28 protein-coding genes and 3 tRNA genes are annotated in these 25,548 nt (G+C 51.0%); 9 read left to right on the top strand and 22 right to left on the bottom strand.

Going from position 1 to position 25,548, the window contains the following annotated elements:
• Positions 1 to 217 precede the first annotated feature (217 nt).
• Complete coding sequence (locus KGA69_RS15150) at positions 218 to 721, top strand: non-heme ferritin-like protein (RefSeq protein WP_045390285.1); 504 nt, start codon at positions 218 to 220, stop codon at positions 719 to 721.
• 57 nt (positions 722 to 778) lie between these two features.
• Here KGA69_RS15150 and KGA69_RS15145 read toward each other — a convergent pair whose 3' ends face one another.
• Positions 779 to 1,030, bottom strand: coding sequence for a DUF2766 family protein (locus tag KGA69_RS15145; protein WP_045390283.1), 252 nt, complete (start codon positions 1,028 to 1,030; stop codon positions 779 to 781).
• A gap of 127 nt (positions 1,031 to 1,157) precedes the next feature.
• Between KGA69_RS15145 and KGA69_RS15140 the strand changes: the two genes are divergently transcribed.
• Complete coding sequence (locus KGA69_RS15140; RefSeq protein WP_045390281.1) at positions 1,158 to 2,582, top strand: MFS transporter; 1,425 nt, start codon at positions 1,158 to 1,160, stop codon at positions 2,580 to 2,582.
• 44 nt (positions 2,583 to 2,626) lie between these two features.
• Here KGA69_RS15140 and KGA69_RS15135 read toward each other — a convergent pair whose 3' ends face one another.
• Positions 2,627 to 3,265: an RpiB/LacA/LacB family sugar-phosphate isomerase gene (locus KGA69_RS15135; protein ID WP_045390278.1), complete on the bottom strand. Its 639-nt coding sequence runs from the start codon at positions 3,263 to 3,265 to the stop codon at positions 2,627 to 2,629.
• Positions 3,266 to 3,648: 383 nt separating this feature from the next.
• On the opposite strand from KGA69_RS15135, the gene ftnA reads away from it, so the two are divergent.
• A complete protein-coding gene (gene ftnA, locus KGA69_RS15130; protein WP_047045539.1) occupies positions 3,649 to 4,146 on the top strand; it encodes a non-heme ferritin in 498 nt (165 codons plus the stop codon).
• A 33-nt stretch (positions 4,147 to 4,179) separates the two neighbouring features.
• Here the strand turns inward: ftnA and KGA69_RS15125 are convergent, their stop codons facing one another.
• Positions 4,180 to 4,419: a YecH family metal-binding protein gene (locus tag KGA69_RS15125; RefSeq protein ID WP_047045536.1), complete on the bottom strand. Its 240-nt coding sequence runs from the start codon at positions 4,417 to 4,419 to the stop codon at positions 4,180 to 4,182.
• A gap of 193 nt (positions 4,420 to 4,612) precedes the next feature.
• On the opposite strand from KGA69_RS15125, the gene tyrP reads away from it, so the two are divergent.
• A complete protein-coding gene (gene tyrP / locus KGA69_RS15120; protein WP_047045532.1) occupies positions 4,613 to 5,824 on the top strand; it encodes a tyrosine transporter TyrP in 1,212 nt (403 codons plus the stop codon).
• Positions 5,825 to 5,851: 27 nt separating this feature from the next.
• On the opposite strand, the gene KGA69_RS15115 is transcribed toward tyrP, so the two are convergent.
• The 9 genes from KGA69_RS15115 to uvrY form a co-directional block, all read right to left on the bottom strand.
• Positions 5,852 to 6,520 (bottom strand): YecA/YgfB family protein, encoded by a 669-nt coding sequence (locus tag KGA69_RS15115; RefSeq protein ID WP_213292430.1) that lies wholly within the window; start codon positions 6,518 to 6,520, stop codon positions 5,852 to 5,854.
• 121 nt (positions 6,521 to 6,641) lie between these two features.
• Positions 6,642 to 7,127: a DUF805 domain-containing protein gene (locus KGA69_RS15110; protein WP_266098908.1), complete on the bottom strand. Its 486-nt coding sequence runs from the start codon at positions 7,125 to 7,127 to the stop codon at positions 6,642 to 6,644.
• A 230-nt stretch (positions 7,128 to 7,357) separates the two neighbouring features.
• The gene (locus tag KGA69_RS15105) at positions 7,358 to 8,242 is read right to left on the bottom strand and encodes a dihydrodipicolinate synthase family protein (protein WP_047045526.1); all 885 of its coding nucleotides are present in this window, start codon (positions 8,240 to 8,242) and stop codon (positions 7,358 to 7,360) included.
• Positions 8,243 to 8,466: 224 nt separating this feature from the next.
• Positions 8,467 to 8,553 (bottom strand) — tRNA-Leu (locus KGA69_RS15100).
• Between the two features lie 13 nt (positions 8,554 to 8,566).
• Positions 8,567 to 8,640, bottom strand: a tRNA-Cys gene (locus KGA69_RS15095).
• A gap of 40 nt (positions 8,641 to 8,680) precedes the next feature.
• Positions 8,681 to 8,756 (bottom strand) — tRNA-Gly (locus KGA69_RS15090).
• 151 nt (positions 8,757 to 8,907) lie between these two features.
• Positions 8,908 to 9,456 (bottom strand): CDP-diacylglycerol--glycerol-3-phosphate 3-phosphatidyltransferase, encoded by a 549-nt coding sequence (pgsA, locus tag KGA69_RS15085; RefSeq protein WP_045390257.1) that lies wholly within the window; start codon positions 9,454 to 9,456, stop codon positions 8,908 to 8,910.
• Between the two features lie 57 nt (positions 9,457 to 9,513).
• On the bottom strand, positions 9,514 to 11,346 hold the full coding sequence (uvrC, locus tag KGA69_RS15080) for an excinuclease ABC subunit UvrC (protein ID WP_047045524.1): 1,833 nt from the start codon (positions 11,344 to 11,346) through the stop codon (positions 9,514 to 9,516).
• Positions 11,343 to 11,999 (bottom strand): UvrY/SirA/GacA family response regulator transcription factor, encoded by a 657-nt coding sequence (uvrY, locus tag KGA69_RS15075; RefSeq protein ID WP_015705978.1) that lies wholly within the window; start codon positions 11,997 to 11,999, stop codon positions 11,343 to 11,345. Before uvrY ends, uvrC begins: the two co-directional genes overlap by 4 nt.
• A gap of 465 nt (positions 12,000 to 12,464) precedes the next feature.
• Between uvrY and KGA69_RS15070 the strand changes: the two genes are divergently transcribed.
• Positions 12,465 to 12,689, top strand: coding sequence for a DUF2594 family protein (locus KGA69_RS15070; RefSeq protein ID WP_015365908.1), 225 nt, complete (start codon positions 12,465 to 12,467; stop codon positions 12,687 to 12,689).
• Between the two features lie 68 nt (positions 12,690 to 12,757).
• Here the strand turns inward: KGA69_RS15070 and sdiA are convergent, their stop codons facing one another.
• Entirely contained in the window at positions 12,758 to 13,480 is a 723-nt protein-coding gene (gene sdiA, locus KGA69_RS15065) for a transcriptional regulator SdiA (RefSeq protein WP_045390253.1), read from the bottom strand.
• Between the two features lie 145 nt (positions 13,481 to 13,625).
• Here sdiA and KGA69_RS15060 point away from each other — a divergent pair, with 145 nt between their 5' ends.
• Positions 13,626 to 14,984: a CoA transferase gene (locus KGA69_RS15060; protein ID WP_049060157.1), complete on the top strand. Its 1,359-nt coding sequence runs from the start codon at positions 13,626 to 13,628 to the stop codon at positions 14,982 to 14,984.
• Between the two features lie 3 nt (positions 14,985 to 14,987).
• Here the strand turns inward: KGA69_RS15060 and tcyN are convergent, their stop codons facing one another.
• The 4 genes from tcyN to tcyJ form a co-directional block, all read right to left on the bottom strand.
• Positions 14,988 to 15,740: an L-cystine ABC transporter ATP-binding protein TcyN gene (gene tcyN, locus KGA69_RS15055; protein WP_213292429.1), complete on the bottom strand. Its 753-nt coding sequence runs from the start codon at positions 15,738 to 15,740 to the stop codon at positions 14,988 to 14,990.
• The gene (gene tcyL / locus KGA69_RS15050; RefSeq protein ID WP_020078444.1) at positions 15,737 to 16,405 is read right to left on the bottom strand and encodes a cystine ABC transporter permease; all 669 of its coding nucleotides are present in this window, start codon (positions 16,403 to 16,405) and stop codon (positions 15,737 to 15,739) included. Before tcyL ends, tcyN begins: the two co-directional genes overlap by 4 nt.
• 15 nt (positions 16,406 to 16,420) lie before the next feature.
• Entirely contained in the window at positions 16,421 to 17,407 is a 987-nt protein-coding gene (gene dcyD / locus KGA69_RS15045; protein WP_213292428.1) for a D-cysteine desulfhydrase, read from the bottom strand.
• Positions 17,408 to 17,501: 94 nt separating this feature from the next.
• Entirely contained in the window at positions 17,502 to 18,302 is an 801-nt protein-coding gene (gene tcyJ / locus KGA69_RS15040) for a cystine ABC transporter substrate-binding protein (RefSeq protein WP_045376245.1), read from the bottom strand.
• A gap of 201 nt (positions 18,303 to 18,503) precedes the next feature.
• Between tcyJ and amyA the strand changes: the two genes are divergently transcribed.
• A complete protein-coding gene (amyA, locus tag KGA69_RS15035) occupies positions 18,504 to 19,991 on the top strand; it encodes an alpha-amylase (RefSeq protein ID WP_045390244.1) in 1,488 nt (495 codons plus the stop codon).
• Between the two features lie 39 nt (positions 19,992 to 20,030).
• Here the strand turns inward: amyA and yedD are convergent, their stop codons facing one another.
• Positions 20,031 to 20,450, bottom strand: coding sequence for a lipoprotein YedD (gene yedD / locus KGA69_RS15030; protein WP_161801938.1), 420 nt, complete (start codon positions 20,448 to 20,450; stop codon positions 20,031 to 20,033).
• Positions 20,451 to 20,905: 455 nt separating this feature from the next.
• On the opposite strand from yedD, the gene rcsA reads away from it, so the two are divergent.
• On the top strand, positions 20,906 to 21,538 hold the full coding sequence (gene rcsA, locus KGA69_RS15025; protein WP_045390238.1) for a transcriptional regulator RcsA: 633 nt from the start codon (positions 20,906 to 20,908) through the stop codon (positions 21,536 to 21,538).
• Positions 21,539 to 21,579: 41 nt separating this feature from the next.
• Here rcsA and dsrB read toward each other — a convergent pair whose 3' ends face one another.
• On the bottom strand, positions 21,580 to 21,768 hold the full coding sequence (dsrB, locus tag KGA69_RS15020) for a protein DsrB (RefSeq protein ID WP_015365898.1): 189 nt from the start codon (positions 21,766 to 21,768) through the stop codon (positions 21,580 to 21,582).
• A 134-nt stretch (positions 21,769 to 21,902) separates the two neighbouring features.
• On the opposite strand from dsrB, the gene yodD reads away from it, so the two are divergent.
• Positions 21,903 to 22,130 (top strand): YodD family peroxide/acid resistance protein, encoded by a 228-nt coding sequence (gene yodD, locus KGA69_RS15015; RefSeq protein WP_045390235.1) that lies wholly within the window; start codon positions 21,903 to 21,905, stop codon positions 22,128 to 22,130.
• A gap of 326 nt (positions 22,131 to 22,456) precedes the next feature.
• On the opposite strand, the gene dgcQ is transcribed toward yodD, so the two are convergent.
• The 3 genes from dgcQ to KGA69_RS15000 form a co-directional block, all read right to left on the bottom strand.
• Positions 22,457 to 24,124 (bottom strand): cellulose biosynthesis regulator diguanylate cyclase DgcQ, encoded by a 1,668-nt coding sequence (gene dgcQ, locus KGA69_RS15010; RefSeq protein WP_045390232.1) that lies wholly within the window; start codon positions 24,122 to 24,124, stop codon positions 22,457 to 22,459.
• A 99-nt stretch (positions 24,125 to 24,223) separates the two neighbouring features.
• Positions 24,224 to 24,403 (bottom strand): YodC family protein, encoded by a 180-nt coding sequence (locus tag KGA69_RS15005; RefSeq protein ID WP_045390229.1) that lies wholly within the window; start codon positions 24,401 to 24,403, stop codon positions 24,224 to 24,226.
• A 76-nt stretch (positions 24,404 to 24,479) separates the two neighbouring features.
• Entirely contained in the window at positions 24,480 to 25,391 is a 912-nt protein-coding gene (locus KGA69_RS15000) for a DUF808 family protein (protein ID WP_045390227.1), read from the bottom strand.
• Positions 25,392 to 25,548: the final 157 nt, after the last annotated feature.

Genomic DNA, 25,548 nt, shown 5'->3' with positions numbered 1-25,548 from the left:
TGATGTTGTAACAAATCGTAAATTACCTGTATTGAGAGTTTCCTTATTCAATATACAAGGGTATTCTTAATGTGTCGGCAGAAACAAATAAATGGTTAAGTGCAAATGGAAAGCACCGTATTTATTTCCTGCCCATTGCATTGCGCCTGCTGTATTCGCCTGTGCAAGGCGATGGTAGCGCGTCATACTTCCCTTGCGGATAAATAAGGATATTGTTATGGCAGTTCCAGGAATGGTTCAGAAATTAAATACCCAGATTAATCTTGAGTTTCACGCCTCAAATGTTTATCTACATTTAGGCGAATGGTGCGCGCAGCAGCGCCTGAACGGTACCGCAACCTTCTTACGTACCCGTGCGCAATCCAGCGTGACGTTAATGATGCAGGTTTTTGACTATATGAAAAAGGCCGGGGCCTGGCCAATAGTGAAAGCCGATGAAAGCTATCCCCCACAATGCTCAACGCTTGAAGAAGTGTTTGCCAAAACCCTTGAAGAGTATCAGCAACGTAGCAACATGCTGTCCGGTCTGGCGCAGGAAGCAAAAGCGCAGCACGATGACACAACGTGGCGTTTTTTGACGCTGCTGGAGAAAGAACAGCAGCGAGATGGACTTTTATTGCAAACCGTCCTTGATGAAATACGGACTGCAGATAAAGCCGGGCTCGGTATGGAGCAAACGGACCGTCGACTTCTCAATCTCATCTCGCCTCAACACCACTAATTGAATCCGGCCGTTCCTGACTGGAACGGCCGGGCAATCAACTGCGCAGTGATAAATCTAGTGCGCTTCACCCTGCGGGGTAAACTTCAGCTCAATCAATGCAATTGCTTTTTGTACTGCGCGCAGCGTAACCGGATCCGCCGAAGCAGGGTTGCTCGCAAAATCAATCGCCTTTAACTGGGCCGCCATTTTTTCGCGCACTTCGACCGGGGCGATAACGTCAATCACATCGAGGATTTGTTTGATGACCAGCTGGCATGCAACGACATCAGATACCAGCTCATCTTGTTCAGTGAAAGGTTGAGACATTTTTTACTCCTATTTTCAGGAGCGTAATAGTAACCTAAATCGCACCAGATAAAAAAACATGTGCGGGAGCGGCGAAAAGAAAACGTACCGCAAAGATACTTATTCACTTTGCTATGGCAACGACTCAATGGGTACAACAACAATTACGCCGAAAGCAGGCGCTTTTTCCGCCCCGGCATTATTGGTGGCTGGCGCTTTCTTTATGGAGTTTCTCGATGGCACGGTCATCGCTACCGCCCTGCCTGATATGGCGAAGGATTTTGGCGTAGCGGCGGTCGCGCTCAATATCGGCATCAGCGCCTACCTGATCACCCTCGCGGTGCTGATCCCCGCCAGCGGCTGGATTGCCGACCGCTTCGGCGCGCGAAAAGTGTTTACGCTGGCACTAGCCATTTTTACCCTCGCCTCCGTTTTCTGCGGTTTATCGCGCAACATCGAAAGCTTTGTGACAATGCGCATTCTACAGGGTATCGGCGGCGCGCTAATGGTCCCCGTCGGGCGACTGGCGGTGTTGCGCGCCACGCCCAAAGATCAGCTCATCAAGGCAATAGCCACGCTGACCTGGCCGGCATTGGTCGCACCGATAATCGGCCCGCCGCTCGGGGGCTTTATTACCAGTTACGCCAGCTGGCACTGGATCTTTTTTATAAACGTGCCGCTTGGGCTACTGGCGATGGCGCTCTCGCTACGCATCATTCCCAACATCCGTGAAGAAGAACGCCGCCCCTTCGACCTCCCCGGTTTTGTGGCGACGTCATTGGCAATGATAAGTCTGGTGGCAGCGATGGAACGGCTCGGCGACCAGCAGCCACAAAGTTGGCAAACGCCGGCGCTCCTGGCGACGGGTATGGGATGTATGGCTTTTGCGCTACGTCATTTCCGCCGCGCCGCCTGGCCAATGGTACGGTTGGACGCTCTGCAGGTTCCGACTTTCCGGATAACCATGTACGGCGGTTCACTGTTTCGCGCCTCGATAAGCGCAGTCCCGTTTCTGCTTCCGCTATTATTCCAGGTAGGGTTCGGTATGGATGCTTTTCATTCCGGGCTACTGGTGCTGGCCGTTTTCGTCGGCAATCTCACTATCAAGCCCGCAACCACGCCGCTCATCCGCTGGTTGGGTTTTCGCCGCTTATTGCTGATTAACGGTGCGCTGAATGTCGCCTCGCTACTTGCCTACGCGCTGTTAACGCCGCAAACGCCAGTATGGCTGATAATGTTGATCCTCTATCTTGGCGGGGTGTTCCGTTCCATCCAATTTACCGGCGTCAGTACGCTCGCTTTTGCCGACGTTCCTTCCGCTCAGATGAGTTATGCCAATACGCTGTTCAGCACCGCTTCACAGCTGGCGGTTGGGCTAGGTATCACTCTCGGCGCCATCGGCATCCGCATCGGTGAACAGTTGAGCGAGTGGTTTAACCTGACGACTCTACCGGGAATTGATTTCCGTATGGCGTTTGTCTTTATTGCGCTGATTTGTTTGGTAGGGATGGTTGATACGTTGCACCTTACGCGAGATGCTGGCAGCACGGTATCCAGCAAAGAAAAACCATAGCAAACAGACCTGCACATGGATGCAGGCCTGTTTGAAAAGCCCTATCAACCAATAATCTGGCGGACAAAAGCTTCGATTTCTTTATCCTGGCAGTTTTCGAAGAAGCATTGCTGGAACCGCGGCCCGGAAACGGCGGTTTTTACCAGTTCCGGATCGATCGCCCGCAGGGTATCAAGATAATTTTCTTTCACCACCGCCGCTTTCACTGTGTTGAGGATGCCCGCGTTGCGTACCTGCGGTTCTTTGCGCTCAGGCGGATAACCTTCGCCATTGCGGCCCGTAAAGGCCTTCTCGAAGATAAAGCGCACGTTCAACTCCGCCCCCCAGCCAAAGCCTTTAGCAAAAGGCAGCGACAACGCGTTACCGTTGTTGATTTGGGCAAACAGGAAGGCATCCGCAGGGTCAATACAATAACCACAGACCACCCCTGGATGAATATTCAATGACATCAACGCGCCCTGGCCTGTGCCGCAACCGGTCACCACGAAATCGACCGCTTTAGCGTTCAGCAGGATGCTGGCCATGATCCCCAGATGAATGTAGGTCAGATGATGGTCCTGTTCATCACTCATTCCCACGTTGTAAACCGGAAAGCCTTTCTCATCAGCAACGGTTTTCAACTCCTTGAGAATGATGGCGTTTTTGCTGGCCTGGCTGTTTTCCATCATCAGTGCGATTTTCATGCTTCACTCTCCTGAAAGCTGTGCGGGAGCGGCCCGCGAGTTCGTTAGCGTTATCAGGACTCTACTACTTCATAAATGCATTTTCAAACTATATGAAAAGCCGTTTTATAAATTACGTAGCGCTTCACACTTTAAGATCCGAGGCCCACGTACCGCCACCTTTGCCTCTGCGCCTAACGATGAGTATGTTGTCGTTGGGCTATCACTGACGGAATAATTATTAAATTAAAAGCATTCTCATCCTTTAATATATTGCCAATGCGTTTTATTCCCATTTGCATTTTTAATAATTAAATTTTTTAATTTACTTTTTGCAAATAAATAACTAACAAATTATAGTGGCGCCACACTATGTTTTATTCTTTATTTCCGGAGTGGACGCCATGCTGAAAGCAGAAATGATCGAAAAACTTAATGAGCAAATGAATCTTGAGCTTTATTCTTCTTTGCTTTATCAGCAGATGAGCGCATGGTGCAGCTACCATAGCTTTGAAGGCGCCGCCGCGTTTCTCCGCCGCCACGCGCAGGAAGAAATGACGCACATGCAGCGCCTGTTTGACTATTTGACCGATACCGGTAGCCTGCCGCGCATTAATGCCATTAGCTCGCCGTTTGCCGAATATACTTCACTGGATGAACTCTTCCGCCAGACCTATGAACATGAACAGTTAATTACGCAAAAAATTAATGAACTGGCGCATGCGGCGATGACCAATCAGGATTACCCGACCTTTAATTTCCTGCAATGGTATGTTGCTGAGCAGCATGAAGAAGAGAAATTATTCAAATCTGTTATTGATAAACTGACTCTTGTCGGTAAGAGCGGTGAAGGCTTGTACTTTATCGATAAAGAACTGGCAACCCTCGATACACAAAACTAATTCCCGCTGCGGCGGCTGCTGGCCGCCGCGTGTTCAATGACGGCAGATTTTACTTTCGCTGGTATTGAAGCCCTCTTCCACCGCAATAAATTTACCTTTCCGCTGCAAAAAAGCCACCAGTTGCGCCGCATCCAGACCCTGCGCCGAACAGGTGTGAAAGCGCGCATCAATACCAAATTGCGTCTTAATTGCCGCTTCGAGACTGGCAACGCTGTACGATTCGCCCGATGCGATCATCATCTGTAATACTTCATGACCGTGAATAGATGACATAGCTCCTCCTGTAAAAACGTGCAGCATATATGAGTCTGCGGCTGGCGGCTTTGCGCCAGCGCAGTGTTTTCTGCCCGCCAGAAGTGTAAATTTTTAATTACACACAATGTAACCTTCATTTGACGAAATCACTCATTTCACATACTCTGCGCGGCATAATTATTTGTCCATTCATTCACAGATAGAGAAAAGCGTGAAGAACCGCACTCTGGGTAGTATTTTAATCGTTGCAGGCACCACAATTGGTGCCGGTATGTTGGCGATGCCGCTCGCTTCGGCGGGAGTGGGTTTTGGCGTCACCCTGGTATTACTGATCGCGCTGTGGGCGCTGATGTGCTATACCGCCCTGCTGCTGCTGGAAGTCTATCAACATGTCCCTGCGGATATGGGGTTAGGCTCACTGGCGGCGCGCTATCTCGGCCGCTACGGCCAATGGGTCACCGGTTTCTGTATGCTATTTCTGATGTATGCGCTAACAGCGGCCTACATCAGCGGCGCCGGGGAACTACTGGCCTCTAGTCTGAATCAGTGGCTAAACTGGAGCCTGCCGCCTTCTGCTGGCGTATTGCTCTTTACCGGCATTGGCGGCGCGGTGGTGTGCATCGGGACCTCGCTGGTCGATCTGTTTAACCGCTTTTTATTTAGCGCCAAAATTATCTTCCTTGCGGTGATGCTGGTGCTGCTGCTGCCGCATATTCACCAGATAAATCTCCTGACCCTGCCGTTACAGCAAGGCCTGGCGCTGTCCGCTATTCCGGTGATTTTCACCTCGTTTGGTTTTCATGGCAGTATTCCAAGCATCGTTAGCTATCTGAATGGCGATATTCGTAAGCTGCGCCGCGTCTTTATCATCGGTAGCTTTATTCCGCTGGTCGCCTATATTTTCTGGCAACTCGCCACGCTTGGCAGCATCGACTCTCCGGCCTTTACCGCCGTGCTGGCGAAGAATTCCGGCCTGAACGGCCTGCTGGCAGCAATCCGCGATGTTGTCGCCTCGCCGCATGTAGAAGTGGCGGTACATCTGTTTGCCGACTTCGCGTTGGCCACGTCTTTCCTCGGCGTCGCATTGGGTTTGTTTGATTACCTGGCAGATTTGTTCCAGCGTAAAAACACGCCTGCAGGACGTATTCAGAGCGGCATCATCACTTTTCTGCCGCCGCTGGCGTTCGCCCTGTTTTATCCGCAAGGTTTCGTGATGGCGCTGGGATACGCCGGCGTGGCGCTCGCCGTACTGGCGCTGATGCTGCCATCATTGCTGGTGATGAAGAGCCGTAGACTGCACCCGAAGGCGACATGGCGTGTACCCGGCGGCTCGATAGCGCTGTGGCTGGTGTTGAGCTGTGGAGTGGCGATTGTGGTCATTCAATTCTGTATTGTGGCGGGATTATTACCCGCAGTCGGATAAACAACAGGGGCCATTTGGCCCCTGTTGTTATTTAGCTAAGCAACACTGCTTATACTTTTTGCCGCTACCGCAGGGACAAGGATCATTACGCCCCACCTTGGTCTCATTTCTTACCGGTTGCTGCACGGCCGTCGGCTGAGCGTTTTCCATCCAGTAATTATATAAAGCCAGCGCCGCGGGCTTAATACTATCAATGCTTTCGACAAATTCGTCAGCCGTCAGCGTATCGAGCGCTTCGAAGCGTTCTTCCGTTCCGTGTAGCGCAATGGTATCAAGCTGCGGCTGCAGTTCAGCGGGTAACGTCGACCAATCACTGAGAGCAACGCCACGCATGTAGCCGAAGCACCACTCTTCAACAATAGTCAGCTCCTGCCCTACAAACTCACGGGTGCCGAACAGGGGATCAAACTGCTCCGGATAGTCAGCCAGGCGTTCGGCGATGTCGCTCATATGCTGCAGGGTCAGGTTGACGAAACGGTCGCGCTCGCGATCGTTAGCCCAGCGCGGTACGTTATCCGCTCCGCCCCAGATAGCCAGCAGCCACTGCGCTGGTTCAATTTCGCTCGGTCCGGATAAGATAGCCGTCAGCAGACCATCAAGTTCAGAGACATCAAGGATGGCGCCTTCGGTGGCATATTTCGACAGGATCTCATCCAGCCACTCGAGTTCGCTTTCGTTCAGGGGTCCGGTTTTCATTAACAGGCTCATGATGGTAGAAAAATGGCGCTTACAGTAGCGAAAACGGGAGGAGAAAACCACCCGCTCTCACTATCACAGGTGAATTTATTAACGCCGGGCAGGCCCGGCGGAGAATCAGTTACATATCTTTAATGATATTAGCACGCATCACTTCGTATTCACTTGCGCTAATGACGCCGTCATCAAGCATTTTCTTAGCTTGCGCCAGCCGATCTCTAACATCATCCGCGGCAGAACTCTTACCCATCGTGTTACCACCGACATTGTCGTCGTTCTGTTCATCGCCAAAGCGGTTGCTGCCAATGGTGCCACGGGTGAAAATCATCCAAATCGACATCACCAATGCGGCCAGGCCGCCCAGCGCAATCACCCATACCCATACTGCGGCTCTACCCTCTTCGACGGTGGCGGCAATACCAATCAGGCCGATTAGCATAATGCCGTACGGCGCCAGCAACCACCAACCGGACTTATTGAGATCGTGCAGACGGCGCACCGCAACCGCGATCCCCGGAATGATAATGATTAACCCGAAGATACCGCCAACGACAGGAATCAATCCCAGGATCGCGGACAAAATAAAGTTAGCAATGGTAAAAACCACATATTCCTGGCGCGCGGAGCGGCCGCGGAACGTAGCGTATTTTCGAAAACAGTTCCCGTAGCTTTCAAGCAACGTGGCCATAAGATCCCTCATATATAATTATCATTGCCATTAAGGCTTCACATACCCAAAAGATATCAATACAGCGTTAACATTAACGCCAGTGATATATTACCTTAAATAGTTTGTGAATTTCCTGATAAAAATAGGTAAGGGAAACGCGGTTAACTTCAGCGTAGACCCAGCTTATCCATAACCGATTTAACTTCGTTAATGGCCTCCGCGGAGAGTGAGACCAAAGGTCGTGGTAAACACTCTACTTCGGTCAGTTCGAGAATAGAGGCGGCGGCGGCAATCACTTTCAGACTGCCGTGCAGTCTAAACAATGCCCATAATGGCTCCAGACGCTCGCTTAATACCGATGCCAGCTGCCGATCGCCGCTCAGCGCTGCCGCGGTAATATTTTGGGCAATTTCCGGGAACAGGCCACCGCAAACTGAATACCACAAGTTACAGCCGGCGTTTAACCCTGCAGCGGCAAAAGCGTCGCCGCTGACGCCAATACTGACTCGCTGCGGCACGAGCTGACGAAGCGTAGCGACTCTGACACCAACCTGATCATCCGGCAAACCGGGGATCTTTATTGATGCAATATTAGCTAACGAGGCAATACGCTCAACAAGCGCATCAGAAAAGATCCTGTGGGTGGTACGCGGGTTATCATAAATGCAAATGGGTACCGACACATGGCGATCAACCGTCTGGAACAGGGTGAACACCTCGTCATCCGCCAGAGGCTGGTAATTCAACACCGGTAGCAGCAACGCGTCCGCCCCCGCCTGCTGAGCATCCTCTGCAAGACGTAAAATAGTATCCGTCGCCATCGCACCTATCCCGACCATCATCGGGATCCCTTGCGTATGCTGCTTTGCCGCCAACACAACCGTTTTGCGCTGCTCGCGGTTCAAATAGGCATAGCTGCCGGTCGAGCCCAGGATGCCCAGAGAATCAACTCGCGCCGAAACCAGACGATCGATAATTTTTATCAGCGCGCGGCTATCTACTTCATTGTCGCGCAGCGGCGTCAGTGGAAAAGCACACAATCCGGTAAACATATTTCCCCTACTCCTGTTGCCTGGTTCGAAAATCCCATTAAGCGTAGCAAGCACCGCAGGTTTTGTCATAGGACAAATAACGCTATAGCGCTGTGAGTCTATCTCAGCGGGTGGGGGAGGATGTCAGAAATGATGTCAGGAAATGACGCTTCAGAAATGAAAAAACCACCCGGAGGTGGTTTCACGACACTGCTTATTGCTTTGATTATTCTACTTTATCCCAATGGTACCCGGAGTGGGACTTGAACCCACACAGCGCGAACGCCGAGGGATTTTAAATCCCTTGTGTCTACCGATTCCACCATCCGGGCTCGGGATATAAAGTGGAGGCGCGTTCCGGAGTCGAACCGGACTAGACGGATTTGCAATCCGCTACATAACCGCTTTGCTAACGCGCCTTTAATACTTAAACACCCGCTACTGCCGATGCTTTTAATTTGGAGCGGGAAACGAGACTCGAACTCGCGACCCCGACCTTGGCAAGGTCGTGCTCTACCAACTGAGCTATTCCCGCATCATCAAGTAGATTAGCTAATCACTTGATTTTGTTATCGTCTGGAAGACTGTGCCGCCGTTCGATGCGTTGCATTCTACTTATCTCACGCGGTGAGTCAACGGTATTTTTCGCAACTTCGTCTCGTTTGCTGAAATTTGCGTCGAAACGATCACTGTTCAAGCAAATCGCCGCGCGCAGCGTTCAAATATTGTAACATTGACCACAGCGTCAACACCGCAGCAACCATGAACAGAACGATACCAGCCCATTCCACCCACATATTCGGCCGCCACAGCATCCAGACCAGCGCCGCCATCTGGGCTGTCGTTTTCACTTTACCAATCCATGATACGGCTACGCTGCTGCGTTTACCCAGCTCTGCCATCCACTCACGAAGTGCAGAAATAATAATTTCACGTGCGATCATCGTCGCTGCCGGCAATGTCACCCACCAGGTATGATAGTGCTCGGCGACCAGCACCATGGCAATCGCCACCATCACTTTATCCGCGACTGGATCAAGGAAGGCGCCAAAACGCGTGCTTTGGTTCCAGCGACGCGCCAGATAACCATCGAACCAGTCGGTAACGGCAGCAACAAAGAAAATTAACGCGCAGACGAAAGGCGCCCAGCTAAAAGGCAGATAGAACGCCAGCACGAAAAACGGTATCAAAATAACGCGAAACAGAGTGAGCAACGTAGGAATATTAAATTGCATGGTAACAGGTAACTATATGTTGTAAGTGTAAATTAGCCCTATGGTGCTACAGAGCCCCTAATGTTTCAACGAGTAGAAGATCTTTTCTGCCAGTCCGTGAGATATCCCCGGTACTTGCGCAATTTCTTCTACACTGGCTTTCTGCAAACCCTGCAGACCACCCATATATTTCAACAACATCTGTCGGCGTTTCGGACCAACGCCGTCGATCGTTTCAAGAGTACTGGTACTTTTCACTTTTGCCCGTTTTTTGCGGTGCCCAGAGATAGCATGATCGTGCGACTCATCGCGAATGTGCTGGATAACATGTAAAGCAGGAGAATCCGGCGGCAAACTAAACCCCTCGCCTTCAGGTTCAAAGAATAATGTCTCCAGTCCGGCTTTACGATCGCTCCCCTTCGCTACTCCCAGCAGCAGCGGATGATTTTTGTCCCACGGTACATCCAGTTCGGCAAATACGGTTTTGGCCTGGCCAAGCTGGCCTTTACCGCCGTCGATCAGGATGACGTCCGGGATTTTGCTCTCTTCAATGGCTTTACCATAGCGGCGACGCAATACCTGATTCATTGCCGCGTAATCATCGCCAGGCGTAATACCGGTAATATTGTAGCGGCGGTATTCCGCCCGCAGCGGACCATTGCTATCAAACACCACGCAGGAAGCGACGGTTTGCTCCCCCATGGTATGGCTGATATCAAAACACTCCATCCGCTTCACCGCAGGCAGTTTCAGTAACGTCGCCAGGGCCTGCAGACGCTGGCTGACCGTTGATTGCTGCGACAGTCTGGTGGTAAGCGCGACAGCGGCGTTGGTACGCGCCAGCTTCAAATAGCGCGCGCGATCGCCGCGGGGTTTGGTCTGCACATTCACCCGACGACCGGCAAGCTCGGAAAGCGAATCGGCAAGCAGGGTTTTATCGCCAAGGTTGAAATCGAGCAATATTTCCCCCGGCAGTGTTCGCATCTGGCTACCCTGCAGGTAGAACTGGCCTACGAAGGTTTCCACTACCTCCCCCAACTCAGTGCCACCCGGAACTTTCGGGAAATAACTGCGGCTACCGAGTACCTTACCCTGACGAATAAAAAGCACATGCACACAGGCCATTCCGGCATCAAACGCCACGCCAATCACATCCAGGTCGTCGCCAGTATTGGAAACAAACTGTTTCTCCGTCACCCGACGTACCGCCTGAATCTGATCGCGGATACGGGCGGCTTCTTCAAATTCAAGCGCCTGACTGGCCTTTTCCATACGGGCAATTAGCTGGGTCAATACCTGATCGTCCTTGCCAGCAAGGAACAGGCGCACATATTCCACCTGCTGTTCGTACTCTTCTTCACTCACCAACCCGGCGACGCATGGCCCTAAACAACGACCAATTTGATATTGCAGACAGGGACGCGAACGGTTGCGATAGACGCTGTTTTCACACTGGCGAATGGGGAAGATTTTTTGCAGCAGCGCGAGCGTCTCGCGGACGGCATAACCGTTAGGGAACGGGCCAAAATATTCGCCTTTGGCGTGTTTAGCGCCGCGGTGCATCGCCAGTCGTGGATGGGTGTCGCCGCTGAGAAAAATAAAAGGATAGGATTTATCGTCGCGCAACAGCACGTTGTAACGTGGCTGGTACAGCTTAATATAGTTATGCTCAAGCAGTAGCGCTTCCGTTTCGGTATGAGTAACGGTTACGTCAATTTGCGCGATCAACGCCACCAGAGCCTCGGTTTTACGCGAAGCCAGGTTGCTGCGAAAATAGCTGCTAAGCCGCTTTTTCAGATCTTTGGCTTTACCAACATAAATGACGGTACCGCCGGCATCATACATACGATAAACGCCCGGTTGGCTGGTAACCGTCTTGAGGAAAGCTTTTGCGTCAAAAACATCACTCACTGACTTGCTAACGACTCCGCATTGCACAGGCCATGGCGAATTGCCAGGTGAGTAAGCTCCACGTCGCCATGAATGTTTAGTTTACTGAACATTCGGTAACGATAGCTATTCACCGTCTTGGGACTCAGGTTTAACTGTTCTGAGATCTCATTGACCTTTTGGCCCTTGGTGATCATCAGCATAATCTGCAATTCGCGTTCAGACAAACTGGCAAACGGCGATTCCGTTTTTTCCGGTTCAATCTGACTGAGCGCCATCTGTTGGGCAATATCGGAAGCGATATAACGCTGACCCGAAGCAACGCACCGAATCGCATTTACCACTTCCTGCGGAGCTGCGCCTTTGCTTAAGTAACCGGCGGCGCCAGCTTGCATAACCTTCGCAGGCAGCGGATTCTCAGTATGCACGGTCAACATGATCACTTTGGTATCGACAATAGAGCGCGCAATTTTACGCGTCGCTTCAAGCCCCCCGATACCCGGCATGTTCATATCCATCAGGACGACGTCCACAGGATTCGCACGGCACCACTTCACGGCATCCTCGCCGCAGCAGGCCTCACCGACAACTTTAATCCCTTTTATATCTTCCAGAATGCGTCGTATCCCTGCGCGCACTAGTTCGTGGTCATCAACAAGAAGTACGTTGATCAAAGGAATAATCTCCAGAATTAGGGATAACGCTACTGATAGTTTATCTCACATATATTACCGGGTTTTATCGTAACTTTAAAAGCCCAAAAAGTGTCCTGGAGAAGATTTCTATCCCATTTATGGCAATTTGTCTCCACACCAGGTGGAAACCTATACAGAACATATAGTTGGATTATGTTTCTTTTTTAACATTCCCCCTACAGAAGGAGCAAAAAAAGCAACAGAACAGCTCGCGGATAAATACGGTTCGAAGAATGTAACAATAATTAACTTCTCCCAAAAACAGCGGCAAAAATTAACGACGCCCGTTAAGATGAACAGATATTATTCAGTAAATTTAACCGCTCAGCGCCCGAAACCTGGAACACAAATCACGCGCTCCTTTTTTTTCTACTGCTTGTGGTATACTGCGCCGCCTTAACATTTAGTATTGCGCAACAGCGCCGATAGCAAACGAGGATATCGATGAGCACACCAGATTTTTCCACTGCAGAAAATAATCAACAACTGGCGCAGGAAGTCTCCTGCCTGAAAGCGCTACTGACGCTAATGCTTCAGGCTATGGGCCAAGCGGACGCAGGCCGCGTGATTATTAAAATGGAAAAACAAATCGCGCAGATGGAAGATGAGGCTCAGGCTGCCGTATTCTCCAGCACCGTTAAGCAAATTAAACAAGCTTACCGTCAGTAAGAAAGGACCGGCTGAAAGTTATCACTGACAGCCGGTTTCACGTCTGACACGCAGAACGAACGATTCGCTCAAATTAATCCTGTTGCGACGGCATAACAGGCGATTTGCGTTTTGTTGGGCGCGTTAAATTTGCGCTGCATATTCTTCTGATGAAAATTGACCGTATTTTCTGAAATAGACAATATCATCGCCACCTCGGCGGAAGTTTTCCCTTCTGCGGTCCATTTGAGAATCTCCAGTTCGCGTCGGCTAAACTTCATCTCCGGCGGCATTACCATCTCATCCTCCAGCCGCAACAGCGCCAGCAGGCTGAGTTCGGTGAGCGTTCTCAGGCGCAATTCTAATTCGTCCTCCTGATAAGAACCCGGTTGCGCATTTTTCGCGGAAACCGATAAGAAGCCCAACGCATGATTTGGCAAAGTAAGACACTGCGTCACACCTTTATTTAAACCATGATCGCGCGCGCCATTCCATAATTCCGGCGTATCGCAAAAGAGCTGGTCATTCCACGGCAAATGCCCACGGAGAAAATTTTCTCTGCGCAATACCGGGTCAACAGCAAAATAATTCTCTGCCTGATAATGAGACATCCAGGCCTGAGGATAAGTTGATTGCAGCGTGAGTTTCGGACGCGTAAAAGGCACCGGATGGCGCACACAAAGTGCGTAGTAGTCGTATTCCAGCGCCTCTGTTTGCTGCTGGAGCAGGTTATAAACCGAATCCCCATCATGAGTTGACTGGAATTGTTGCAGCATTTCCCGCCGCCAGCTGAAAAAATCAATGTCCCTCATAACCTACCAAATAACCCCTGATTGATAATCATTATTATAAATACATAAAACTAACACATAAATCTTATTTATATGTATAAAATAACGTAGCCATCGCATTATTCGATTTTCGCTGACGATTATTTATCGAACTCTGGAGGAAAATATGCTCTCGCCGTCCTCGTCTATGCAGCTCTTTTCCCGGATGTGGCAAGACTTTAGCGCAAGCCCTGTCCCGCCAATCGAGTTCCGCCACCCAGGGGCTTTATCTTCTTGTTTTGCAGTCAGTGATTTTGCTGCCGCCTCAATGGGGATCGCCGCCGCTTACCTTGCCCGCTTGTGCTCATCATCCGCCACGCCAATAGTGGATCGCCGGCTCGCGTCATATTGGTTTTCAGCCAGCGCCAAGCCGCACAATCGCCCAATACAGCAGCTTTGGGATCCATTAGCGGGAGATTATCAAACGGAAGATGGATGGATCCGACTGCATACGAATGCCGCCCATCACAGAATCGCCGTGGCGCAGATTCTGGGGCAACATGCGACGCGGCAAATGTTGGCTCAACAAGTTCGTCAATGGCGCTCGCATGTGTTGGAACAAGCTGTGGTGGAAAATGGCGGTTGCGCGGCGGCGATGCGCAGCGCGGAAGAGTGGCGAGCCCATCCGCAAGGCATCGCCGTCAGCCGGCAGCCGCTGCTGATAGAAGCAGATTTACCGCCGGGACCGTCGGTTGTTTGGCCTCTCTCCTCCTCCCGTCCTTTGTCAGGAATCAGGATACTGGATTTAACCCGGATTATTGCTGGCCCAGTCGCAACACGTTTTCTCGCGGGATTAGGCGCTGATGTATTACGTATCGATCCGTTCGACTGGCAAGAACCCACGCTCGAAGAAGAGATTACGCTCGGTAAGCGCTGCGCCCGATTGAATATAAAAAAACAAATCGATAAGCAACATTTAATCACGTTACTCTCGCAAGCCGACGTCATTGTTCACGGTTACCGCGCTGACGCGTTGGATGCGCTAGGCCTGGATTGTCATACCAGAGCCGCTTTATCGCCGGGAATTGTTGATGTTTCATTGAATGCCTGGGGATGGGAGGGTCCATGGAGAAACCGACGTGGTTTCGACAGTCTGGTGCAAATGGCCTGTGGTATCGCTCATGCCGGTCAACGCTGGCGCGACGCGGATAAACCAATCCCGCTTCCGGTACAAGCCTTAGACCACGCGACGGGGTATCTGATGGCTGCTGCGGTATTAAAAGGGATAGGACAACGCATAGAGAGCGGCAAAGGTTATCGTGCGCGGCTGTCATTGGCGCGTGTCGCCGCCACCCTGATGGAGTGGCCAGGCGCACGGCATGAGATGCCTTTCGCGCCGCTGCAACGTCGTGATTTTCAACCTGCGATGGAATGGTCGACATTTGGTCTGGCTGAACGGCTCACATTTCCCATCCGCCTGTCGGGTACGCCCATTATCTGGTCACGACCGCCCTGCCGTTTAGGGTCGGCCGCGCCAGAATGGTAACATTTACTGCATTAAAAATTTCTCAAGGAACTGACGCGTCCGCGGCTGCTGAGGATTAGCAAATAGCTCTCTGGCCTTACCTTGTTCGACGATACGTCCCTGATCCATGAAAATGGCGCGGTCGGCGACATCACGAGCGAAGCTCATCTCATGGGTCACAATAACCATGGTACGTTTCTCCTGCGCCAGCTGGCGTATGGTGTTGAGCACCTCGCCCACCAACTCAGGATCCAATGCAGAAGTCGGCTCATCAAAAAGGATAACGTCCGGGCGCATTGCTAACGCGCGGGCAATTGCCACACGCTGCTGCTGCCCGCCGGATAAACGACGCGGATAGCTATTCTCTTTTCCCGACAACCCCACCTTTGCCAGCAGCTCACGCGCCAGAGAAATGGCCTCGTTCTTATCTTCGCCTTTTACGATAACCGGCCCTTCAATAATATTTTCCAGCACCGTACGATGCGGAAACAGATTGAAGTTCTGAAACACAAAGCCAACATGCTGACGCAGGCGGCGGATCACCCCTTTTTGCTGGCTAATACTACGCGACGTATCGATAGTCACATCACCCACGCGAATGGTACCGCTTTCGGGGTGCTCAAGCAGGTTAATGCTGCGCAACAGCGTGGTTTTACCGGAGCCGCTAGGGCCGATAATTGCCACCACTTCCCCTTCCTGAACCTCGAGATCGATACCGTGCAGCACGGTCTGCCCGTGGAATTTCTTCACCAGTTTTTTGACTTCAATCGCACTCATTTTGGATCACGCTCCTGGCGATTCAGCTGATTTTCAAAATAATTCTGCAAGGTTGAGAGTACGGTTGCCATCACCCAATAGATCAGCGAGGCGGCCAGATACATCGTAAAGACCTCCAGCGTACGCGAGGTAATTAACTGCGCCTGACGGAACAGTTCCGGTACCTGAATCGTCGCCGCCAGCGAAGTATCTTTGACGAGGCTGATAAAGCTGTTAGAGAGCGGCGGCAGCGCCACGCGGGCAGCCTGGGGTAAAATAGCCCGTCGTAAGGTCTGCCACGGCGTCATACCGATACTCGCTGCCGCTTCCCACTGCCCTTTATCTATAGAGGCAATTGCCGCTCGCAACGTTTCCGCCGCATAGGCCGCGGTATTCAACGACAGGCCAATCATCGCCGCCGGAATAGGATCCAACTCAATGCCGAACTGCGGCAGGCCGTAATAGATCATAAACAGTTGAGCAATCAACGGAGTTCCGCGGAAAATGGAGATATACATCCGCGCCAGCCATCTGATCGGCCAGATGGACGACATGCGCATCAGTGCGAGGATAAAGCCCAGCAGCAGACCAAAGAACATGCCGCCGATGCTCAGTTGTAACGTAAAAACCGCGCCCTTTAACAGGTATGGTGCGGAATCAATGACCAGTTGGATACTTTCGTGCATTCTATTAATTCTGCATTAGACGTGCGGATGATAAGCAAACAGCGCTGGTGCGCCGCCAGTATGGATAAACAGAATCGGCCCCTCATCCTTAAAGCGATTCTGATTAATGCCGTCAATCAGACCGGCCATGGCCTTTCCGGTGTAGATGGGATCCAGCAGGATACCTTCCAGCTGCGCCAGTAGTTTCACCGCTTCCAGGCCTTCTTCATTGGGCGTACCGTATCCGGGAGCGAAATAATCATCCCACAAGGTAATTTCCGCTTTGGCCTGTAATTCAAGGCTATTCGCAACGGCTTGCTGCAGCGCAACCACTTTCGGCAACTGGTCGGCAACGCTACGTGACACGGTCACCCCAATTAATTCTGCGTTCGGCATTAGCTGTTCCAGGCCAACGGCTAGCCCTGCGTGAGTACCCGCGCTACCGGAGGCGACCACTACCGAGGAGATCTCCACCGCCCCTTCACACTGCTGGGCGATTTCCAGCGCGCTTTCGACATACCCCAACGCGCCAAGGGCGTTAGAACCGCCAACCGGAATGACATAAGGGCGATATCCCTGCGCTTCAATACGAGTCGCCAGCTCCTCAAGCTGCGCGTTAGGATCGGTCAATGCATCGCACATCTCGACCTGAGTATTGAACAGATCCAGCAGCAGGCGGTTACCGTTGGTCAGATAATTTTCAGCACGAGTACCTATCGGATTTTCCAACAGCGCGACGCAGTGCAGTCCCAGTTTCGCGGCGACGGCCGCCGTCTGACGCACATGGTTGGACTGAATGGCTCCAGCGGTAATCAGCGTATCAGCGCCCTCGCGCAGCGCATCAGCGGCAAGAAATTCCAGCTTGCGCAGTTTATTTCCGCCCATCGCCATGGGGGTAACATCATCACGTTTAATAAATATATCCCGCCCGAGATGATCGGACAGGCGCGGTAGATATTCGAGCGGCGTCGGCGCGCCAATAAATTCCAGGCGCGGAAAACGCGTTAAATTTTGTAGTGACATGGCACCTCCAGACTCAGTTATCCTTATTATGCACGCAGTTGCGTGCGAAATAAAAAAAGGCGCCATTATCAGCGCCTTTTTTCATCTGCAGACGTTACTTAGTGACGTCAGCACCAAACCATTTTTCTGAAAGCGCCTTCAGGCTGCCATCTTTCTGCATATCGGCAATGGCGGTGTCCACCGCTTTCAGCAGATCTTCATTACCTTTACGCAGCGCCACGCCGGATTCCTGACGGGAGAATGCTTCACCGGTTACGGCCAGGGTATTGTTGGTTTTCTTCACTAAATCCAACGCTGCCAGGCGATCGACCAGAATAGCGTCAATACGGCCTACGCGCAGGTCCTGATATTTTGTCGGGTCATCATCGTAGGTACGAATATCAACGCCCTGTACATTCTGGCGCAGCCACTCTTCATAATTGGTGCCCAGGCCAACGCCGACTTTTTTGCCTTTCAGGTCCGCTGCGGTTTTAATCACGCCTTCGTTACCCTTTTTCACCAGCGCCTGAATACCAGAAATAGTATACGGGGTGGAGAAGTCGTATTTTTTCTTACGCTGGTCGGAAATAGTGACCTGGTTAATCACCACATCAATTCGTTTGGAATCAAGTGAAGCCAGCATACCGTCCCATTTAGTAGGTTTGAGGTCCGCTTTCACACCGATGTGTTTCGCCAGCTCATTGGCAAACTCAACTTCAAAACCGGTCAGTTTGCCATCATCACCTTGATAACTAAATGGCGGGTATGTGCCCTCCAGGCCAACGCGCAGCGTGCCGCGCTCTTTGACCTGATTAAGCAGATTTTCAGCGGCGAAAGTTTTCACGCTCACACCAGCCATCAATGCTACGGCCATTGCGCCCATCAGCGCCTGACGACCCAGAAGTGCTAGTTTCATAGATACCCCGAATATGATGAGATTTTCGTGTAGTGTAAGGCGTTTAGCAGTAGCCTACCAACATCTATCCGCTACATCTTATGCCAATTTATTATATATGCAGCCATTTAGGGTATAGCGAAAAAGCAACGAAATTATTCATATTTGCCAGTTATCTCCCATACTGCAAAGGTCAGCTTGATGACGCCAGGAGCATGGAAGATGAAAAATCCCACGTTGTTGCAATGTTTTCATTGGTATTACCCGGAAGGTGGCGAGCTATGGCGGGAAGTAGAAGCCCTTGCGCCAAATCTTAACGAAATTGGCATTAATATGATTTGGTTGCCGCCCGCCTATAAGGGTGCCTCCGGCGGTTATTCGGTTGGCTATGATAGCTACGATCTTTTCGACCTCGGGGAATTCGATCAGAAAGGATCGGTTGCCACCAAATATGGCGATAAGGCCCAGTTATTGGCGGCAATTAAGGCGCTAAAAGAGCATCAAATTGCCGTCCTACTTGATGTCGTCGTTAATCATAAGATGGGCGCCGATGAGAAAGAACGCATTCGCGTACAACGCGTTGATGAACAGGACCGCACGCAAATTTCGGAAGAAATCATCGAATGTGAAGCCTGGACTCGCTATACCTTCCCTGCCCGCGGTGGACAATATTCACAATTCATCTGGGACTATAAATGTTTTAGCGGTATCGACCATATCGAAAATCCCGATGAAGATGGCGTATTCAAGGTGGTTAATGACTACACCGGCGACGGCTGGAACGATCAGGTCGACGATGAAATGGGCAACTTCGATTATCTCATGGGCGAAAATATCGATTTCCGCAACCATGCCGTCACCGAGGAGATAAAATACTGGGCCCGCTGGGTCATTGAACAGACTGGCTGCGATGGTTTTCGCCTTGATGCCGTCAAACATATTCCGGCATGGTTTTATAAAGAGTGGATTGAGCACGTACAGAGTTCCAGCGAAAAACCACTCTTTATTGTTGCCGAATACTGGTCGCATGAGGTGGATAAACTACAGCAGTATATCGATCTTGTAGACGGTAATACCATGCTGTTTGATGCACCACTGCAGATGAAATTCCATGAAGCCTCACGTCAGGGGCGCGATTACGACATGAGTCAAATCTTTACCGGCACGCTGGTTGAAGCCGATCCCTTCCATGCGGTTACGTTGGTGACGAATCATGACACTCAACCGCTTCAGGCGTTGGAAGCGCCGGTCGAAGCCTGGTTTAAGCCGCTAGCCTATGCGCTGATTTTACTGCGTGAAAACGGTGTTCCCTCGGTATTTTACGCCGACCTGTTCGGCGCAAGCTATGAAGATACCGGCGGAGATGGCCAGACTTACGCCATCGAGATGCCGGTTATCGAGCAACTTCATGAGCTCATCGACGCCCGTCAGCGTTTCGCCCACGGCGTACAAACGCTGTGGTTCGATCACCCTAACTGTATTGCCTTTAGCCGCAGCGGTACCGATGAGCACCCGGGCTGCGTGGTGGTGCTTTCTAACGGCGATGATGGCGAGAAAACGCTGCCGCTTGGCGAGAATTACGCCAATAAACGCTGGAAGGATTTTCTTAATAATCGCCAGGAGATGATTGAAACCGACGACGAGGGCAATGCCGTATTTACCTGTAACGCTGGTAGCGTCAGCGTCTGGGTCATTGAAGAGGTGCTTTAAAGCGCACGGGCCGGCTTAAGCCGGCCCGCCAAAAATCGATTATGGCGCGGTTTTACTCGCCGCCAGGTTCTTTTTCCAGGCCTCTTCGCACTCCGGCGTTAAGCGCTCGACGCGGGTTAACGTCATTCGGTCATATTCCAGCGTATTTCCATTACGTTCAATAGGATAAATATCAAGGCTGCTGGTCACATTGTAGACCTGGTCATCGCGGTTCATTAATTTACCCGGCTCAGCAATCACCCGCTGCCACTGACGGCAATCGAGGGTATCCCCGTCTTTAGTGACGATAAACGTCGCAATCGCCTCAGGGCTTACCATCGCGCTTTGCGGTCCCTTCGATTGCCAGAACCCTTCCAACCCTGCAGGCGCTGGCGCTTTAACCACTGCCTGATAGGTATCAACCTGTACGCATCCGGCCAAAGCAAGCAGCGCGCCAGCCATAACAATCTTTTTCATCATCCATCCCACAAACCGATAAAAAAGTATTGTGGCATTAAAGCGTTAAGGCCGCCACCCCTGCACGATGTGCCCGTTGCTTAACCTCACCGCCAATCCCGGCATTTACTCTTACCGATTATTATTAGTTGTATGAAACATGAATGAAAAATGCATTTTTTGAATACAACACCGATAACATCCATTTAATTGACTGCCGCCTCATAAGGATAATCCGAAAATAAATTGAAATAGTCGCGACGCCATGCCCCAGCGCCGGGCATTATTACTGTCAGGAACTGATTATTCTTTTTCTATGGCTTTACTTTAAGAATATTCCTGGCAAATTATGAGTATTATTAGCAAATAGTTTAGTCTGGCTAATGCTTTCCGCATAAAGTCAGGCGTTATAAAAATGGACTTCATCACACGGCCAGGCGCCAGATGAATTATCGTTACGTGTTGATTGAGGATGGGTCATGTCAACGATTATCATGGATTTGTGCAGCTATACCCGGCTAGGTTTAACCGGATATCTGGCAAGCCGGGGAATAAAGAAGCGCGATATCATTGAGGTGCGTAGTGCACTAAGTTTGAAGGAGCGCTGCGAATCACTGCGTCCGGCGGTTGTGTTTCTCAACGAGGACTGTTTTATACATCACGAAGAGAGCAACCAACTTATCCGCGACATCATTACCACCAACCCCGATACCTTATTTGTTATTTTTATGTCCCTGGCAAACATCCATTTTGACCACTATTTACTTGTGCGCAAGAATCTACTTATCAGTTCAAAATCGTTAACGCCGAAAGACCTTGATAACATTCTGGGTAATTATCTACAAACCGATACCGCCAATCATCTAAACCAATTACGCACCCGCATTCCTACTTTATCACTCAGTCAGGCAGAATCGAATATGCTGCAGATGTGGATGGCCGGGCACGCGACTTCACATATTTCAAGACAGATGAATATCAAAGCAAAAACCGTCTCGTCACATAAAGGTAATATTAAGAAAAAGATCCAGACGCATAATAAACAGGTGATTTATCATATTGTTCGATTGGCTGAAAACATTACTTCCGGCATTTACGTCAATATGCGCTGATGGCAAACTGGCGGGTATCGCCGCCAGTTTCTGAATCGGGCCTACTCAGCTTTCTCAACAAAAATGCCGTCCGGGTGCCCCACTTCATTGAAAAACCAGATCCCCAGCGGGTAGTCTTCCAGCGCCACAAGATACATGGTTCCTTCACTAAACGACTCAATTGCCAGTACTACCCCCGAACGACGTGGGCCACCGTCGGTCTTTACCGTGACACGATCGTTTACCTGCATAACTCGCCTCCTCTCGTTTTGAGCCAGTGTAGAACAAAACCTGCCTTCACGCAGCGTTCAGCCAGCGCAACTGGCGTTTTTATAGACCGTCTATACTTAAAGAGGCCCTGTCAGAGCCGAGCGAGGTAGTGATGATGAAATCCGCTAAAGACCGCGGTGTGACGAATACAGACGGGATTGACGTTAATGTCGATGCCCTGCTGGCGGCGATCAATGAGATAAGCGAAAGCGAAGTACATCGTAGTGAAGATGATCCGCACCATGTCAGTATCGATGGTCGTAACGAACACACCTGGCGCGAGCTGGCTGAAGCTTTTGAGCTTGATATTCATGACTTTAGCGTGACTGAAGCCAATCGCTAAGCACAGGTGAAAAAAATCCCGACTCGCAGGAGTCGGGATCAAACTTGCTAATGCAAGAAGCACTTGAAAATTCGTTACACCGGGAAATCCGATGCATGGAAGACATTATCCTCAATTATTTTGCATGACAAGAAGTATTGATGATGAGAATTATTGAGAAATGCGGCTTATATGTACATCCAATTTAATAACCCAGGCGTGACAAGGCTTGCCCCTTATCGTTCTGTTACGAACGGTGCGCCGAAGCGGTGAGTTTTTTAGGAATTTTCCTATACCGAAGAATATCAACGCGGCAGAAAAGGTGAGCAATTTCACATTATCGAGTCCTATCCAGCCGAACAAACCCGGTTACGTCCATTCTGCTTTGCCAGATACAGGCGATGATCGGCAATCGACTGCAGCTCCTCAAAGTTAAACTCCTCTGATATCTCGCTACTACTAACCCCCAGCGAGGCGCTGATCCGCAGACTAACGCTGTTGTGCAATAATATCTCCCGGCTATGGATACGCAGACGAATACGCTCAGCAATCGCGCGTGCTTGCGACAGTTGCGTGTTGGGTAGAACGATACAGAACTCTTCGCCGCCAACGCGACCGGCAATATCCTCCTCGCGGATCTGCCCCATAATGGTGCTTCCCACCAGCGTTAAAACGCGGTCTCCGGCCTGGTGTCCGTGTTTATCATTAATACCTTTAAAATAATCCAGATCCAGCTGAATGACGGATATGGGCTGATTATTCCGCTGGCAGTTTCGGGCCGCCGCAATCGCCCTCTCAAACAGGGCGCCGCGATTTAACAGCCGTGTTAAAGCATCATGCCAGGCCTGCCATTCAAGCGACGCCTGTAACACGCTCATATTGATGACCATACGGCGGATAACCAACCAGGACACGATCAGCATGAGGGTAAACATTAACCACATCAGGGTCAGGGCGATGGAAATCGTCCCGAAATCACCACGCACGCCCTCCTTCAGGGTATGAATATGCAATAGTAGGCCGTCAAAGTTACGGATCTTTTCCCAACTGATATAGCGGGTTAACTGGCGTATGCCACCATGGTTATCATTGGCCAACGCATAGCGCAGTTTTTCTTGTTCCTCGGGCGAGAGCGGCGTCAGCACATCATCCGGCGCCGAAGAGGCCAGCAAGTTGAGCTGCTTGTCATACAGCTGATACTCGCCCATCTGGCCTCCTTTTACCGCACTGACGAGAAAATTCTGCAGGTCGCGGATGGAAAAATCCATCGCCAGCACGCCCAGCCAGTAGTGCTCATAATCCAGAGGAATCGAGGCCGTAACCACCTGCGGTTGCGTATACCCATCTTCCTGCTGGGTGGTTTGCCAGAGGATCCCTCGCCCCGGATTATCACGCTGGGTTTGCCGCATAAACCATGCTGACCCCGTATCTCGCGAAAACTGCGCCAGCACCTGGCTTGAACTGCGCGGAGCATCGGTGGTGGTGTAAAAGCCGCTGCGAGAAACGTAGGACATGCGCTCGCTGAAGATTCGGTTATTGTTGGTCAAACGCAGAAGATAGCCAAGCTCAAGGGTAGCCATCAATTCATTGCTGGCCTGAGGATTGTTACGCGACAACAGGTCATCTGCGTCGACAAAAGAATCGGAGACTCCGTATACCGTCAGGGTACGCCGGTTATTTAGCTCGACTGACCAGATAGGATCGTGACGTTTACTGATGTACTCCTGCTCGGCCCGGCGCAGAATGGCGAAATCCAGCGGGTTCTCCAGCGCCGATTGCATGCTGTTGCGGAAAAAGAGCAGCCGATTAAGATTAAATTGCAACAGCCCATCCATTTCATGGGCCACGTTCTCAAGATTATTACGTTGATTGGCGACGTAGGCCTCTTCCAGTACCCGGATTTCTCGCCAGATGAGTAACGTAGAAAAGAACAGCACCACGATGAAACAGATATTAACCACACGCCCTGGATTGAAGAGGCGACGGAACTTTTTTGGCCACAGCGGCTTATCCATTATTTACTCGCAGTACGGTCAAAGAAACCAACGACATCAACGCTCCTTGTCCGAACGTAATCAATATAAAAAGCGCCCGCACCAGCGGGCGCTGCACATCTAATTATGCTGCGAACGTTGCCCTTCGCCGCGGACCAGCTCATCTTCACGGAAGGCTTCACGCTGTACGACGTGACCGTCATACCACCGGCACTCCACCATGTCGCCGGCGATGCCGGTGACGACCATTCGCGGCCCGCCGCTTTTCCGTCTGACTTCATCACTGACCAACAAGACCATTTTTGCCTCCGGTATCAGGGAGAAACAGTTTCACCTTAGACGACGCCGGCCCATCTTGCGTAACCGGCGCTGGGATTTATTTCGCGTTACCGCGCAATGCGGTTATCGCTTTTACGACGCCAAAGACGATAGCGCCAATGATAAATCCTAGCACCAGATTAGCGACCACAGGCATTATGGATGCCAGTATTCCGCTCAGCCCATGGGCAAGATTTTCGATGAAATGATGCAGCGGCGCTACGCCGTGAACCACGATACCGCCGCCAACCAGAAACATCGCCAGGGTACCGACGAAAGTCAGAATTTTCATCAACCGCGGCGCGATGGCCAGGAGAGCTTTTCCTATCCATTGTGCCAGTACGCTTTTTTTCTCTACCAGCCAATAGCCCATGTCATCCAGCTTGACGATGACGCCCACCAGGCCGTAAACCCCAACGGTCACGAGGATGGCGATACCGGATAAAATCAGGATCTGATTAAGCAATGGCGCATCAGCAACAATACCCAGGGTTATCGCGACGATTTCGGCTGATAAGATAAAATCGGTACGGATCGCTCCTTTTACTTTATCGCGTTCAAAGGCCTGCGGATCCTGGGCTGCGAGCGTTTCCAGGCGCTGCTGACGCAGTTTCGGGTCTTCCTTATTCTTACGCGCATGCAGGTTATGCAGCACTTTTTCAAAGCCTTCAAAACAGAGAAAAGCGCCGCCGAGCATCAAAAGCGGCGTAATAGCCCAGGGAATAAATGCGCTGATGAGTAACGCCAGCGGCACCAGAATCACTTTATTCAGAAACGAGCCTTTTGCTACCCCCCATACTACCGGGAGCTCGCGGTTGGCCCTTACGCCAGTGACCTGCTGCGCATTGAGAGAAAGATCATCGCCCAGTACGCCAGCCGTTTTCTTGGCCGCCAGTTTTCCCATGACGGAGATATCGTCCAGCAGCGTGGCAATATCGTCCAATAAGGTTAAAAGACTACTTCCTGCCAAAATGTACTTCCTTCAATTTCTGTTTATGAAACATAGAGTATGAGGCAAAAGCGCCCTCTCGCCCAGAGATGTCACTAGTCAACAAAAAAATAACAAAAAAATCACATTGAAAGCGCTCGCCAGCACGTTAGTTTTCACGTTAACTATATGTCCCCTT

This window comes from Klebsiella sp. A52 (assembly GCF_018388785.1).
Taxonomy (GTDB): Bacteria; Pseudomonadota; Gammaproteobacteria; order Enterobacterales; family Enterobacteriaceae; genus Klebsiella; species Klebsiella aerogenes.
This window is presented reverse-complemented; position numbering and strand designations above follow the sequence as displayed.

Bases quoted from the DNA above. Each gene is read 5' to 3' on its own strand.
- KGA69_RS15150 (WP_045390285.1), top strand. From the start codon at position 218: ATGGCAGTTCCAGGAATGGTTCAGAAATTAAATACCCAGATTAATCTT.
- KGA69_RS15145 (WP_045390283.1), bottom strand. From the start codon at position 1,030: ATGTCTCAACCTTTCACTGAACAAGATGAGCTGGTATCTGATGTCGTT.
- KGA69_RS15140 (WP_045390281.1), top strand. From the start codon at position 1,158: ATGGGTACAACAACAATTACGCCGAAAGCAGGCGCTTTTTCCGCCCCG.
- KGA69_RS15135 (WP_045390278.1), bottom strand. From the start codon at position 3,265: ATGAAAATCGCACTGATGATGGAAAACAGCCAGGCCAGCAAAAACGCC.
- ftnA (WP_047045539.1), top strand. From the start codon at position 3,649: ATGCTGAAAGCAGAAATGATCGAAAAACTTAATGAGCAAATGAATCTT.
- KGA69_RS15125 (WP_047045536.1), bottom strand. From the start codon at position 4,419: ATGTCATCTATTCACGGTCATGAAGTATTACAGATGATGATCGCATCG.
- KGA69_RS15115 (WP_213292430.1), bottom strand. From the start codon at position 6,520: ATGAAAACCGGACCCCTGAACGAAAGCGAACTCGAGTGGCTGGATGAG.
- KGA69_RS15105 (WP_047045526.1), bottom strand. From the start codon at position 8,242: ATGTTTACCGGATTGTGTGCTTTTCCACTGACGCCGCTGCGCGACAAT.
- pgsA (WP_045390257.1), bottom strand. From the start codon at position 9,456: ATGCAATTTAATATTCCTACGTTGCTCACTCTGTTTCGCGTTATTTTG.
- KGA69_RS15070 (WP_015365908.1), top strand. From the start codon at position 12,465: ATGAGCACACCAGATTTTTCCACTGCAGAAAATAATCAACAACTGGCG.
- sdiA (WP_045390253.1), bottom strand. From the start codon at position 13,480: ATGAGGGACATTGATTTTTTCAGCTGGCGGCGGGAAATGCTGCAACAA.
- KGA69_RS15060 (WP_049060157.1), top strand. From the start codon at position 13,626: ATGCTCTCGCCGTCCTCGTCTATGCAGCTCTTTTCCCGGATGTGGCAA.
- tcyN (WP_213292429.1), bottom strand. From the start codon at position 15,740: ATGAGTGCGATTGAAGTCAAAAAACTGGTGAAGAAATTCCACGGGCAG.
- tcyL (WP_020078444.1), bottom strand. From the start codon at position 16,405: ATGCACGAAAGTATCCAACTGGTCATTGATTCCGCACCATACCTGTTA.
- dcyD (WP_213292428.1), bottom strand. From the start codon at position 17,407: ATGTCACTACAAAATTTAACGCGTTTTCCGCGCCTGGAATTTATTGGC.
- tcyJ (WP_045376245.1), bottom strand. From the start codon at position 18,302: ATGAAACTAGCACTTCTGGGTCGTCAGGCGCTGATGGGCGCAATGGCC.
- amyA (WP_045390244.1), top strand. From the start codon at position 18,504: ATGAAAAATCCCACGTTGTTGCAATGTTTTCATTGGTATTACCCGGAA.
- yedD (WP_161801938.1), bottom strand. From the start codon at position 20,450: ATGATGAAAAAGATTGTTATGGCTGGCGCGCTGCTTGCTTTGGCCGGA.
- rcsA (WP_045390238.1), top strand. From the start codon at position 20,906: ATGTCAACGATTATCATGGATTTGTGCAGCTATACCCGGCTAGGTTTA.
- dsrB (WP_015365898.1), bottom strand. From the start codon at position 21,768: ATGCAGGTAAACGATCGTGTCACGGTAAAGACCGACGGTGGCCCACGT.
- yodD (WP_045390235.1), top strand. From the start codon at position 21,903: ATGAAATCCGCTAAAGACCGCGGTGTGACGAATACAGACGGGATTGAC.
- dgcQ (WP_045390232.1), bottom strand. From the start codon at position 24,124: ATGGATAAGCCGCTGTGGCCAAAAAAGTTCCGTCGCCTCTTCAATCCA.
- KGA69_RS15005 (WP_045390229.1), bottom strand. From the start codon at position 24,403: ATGGTCTTGTTGGTCAGTGATGAAGTCAGACGGAAAAGCGGCGGGCCG.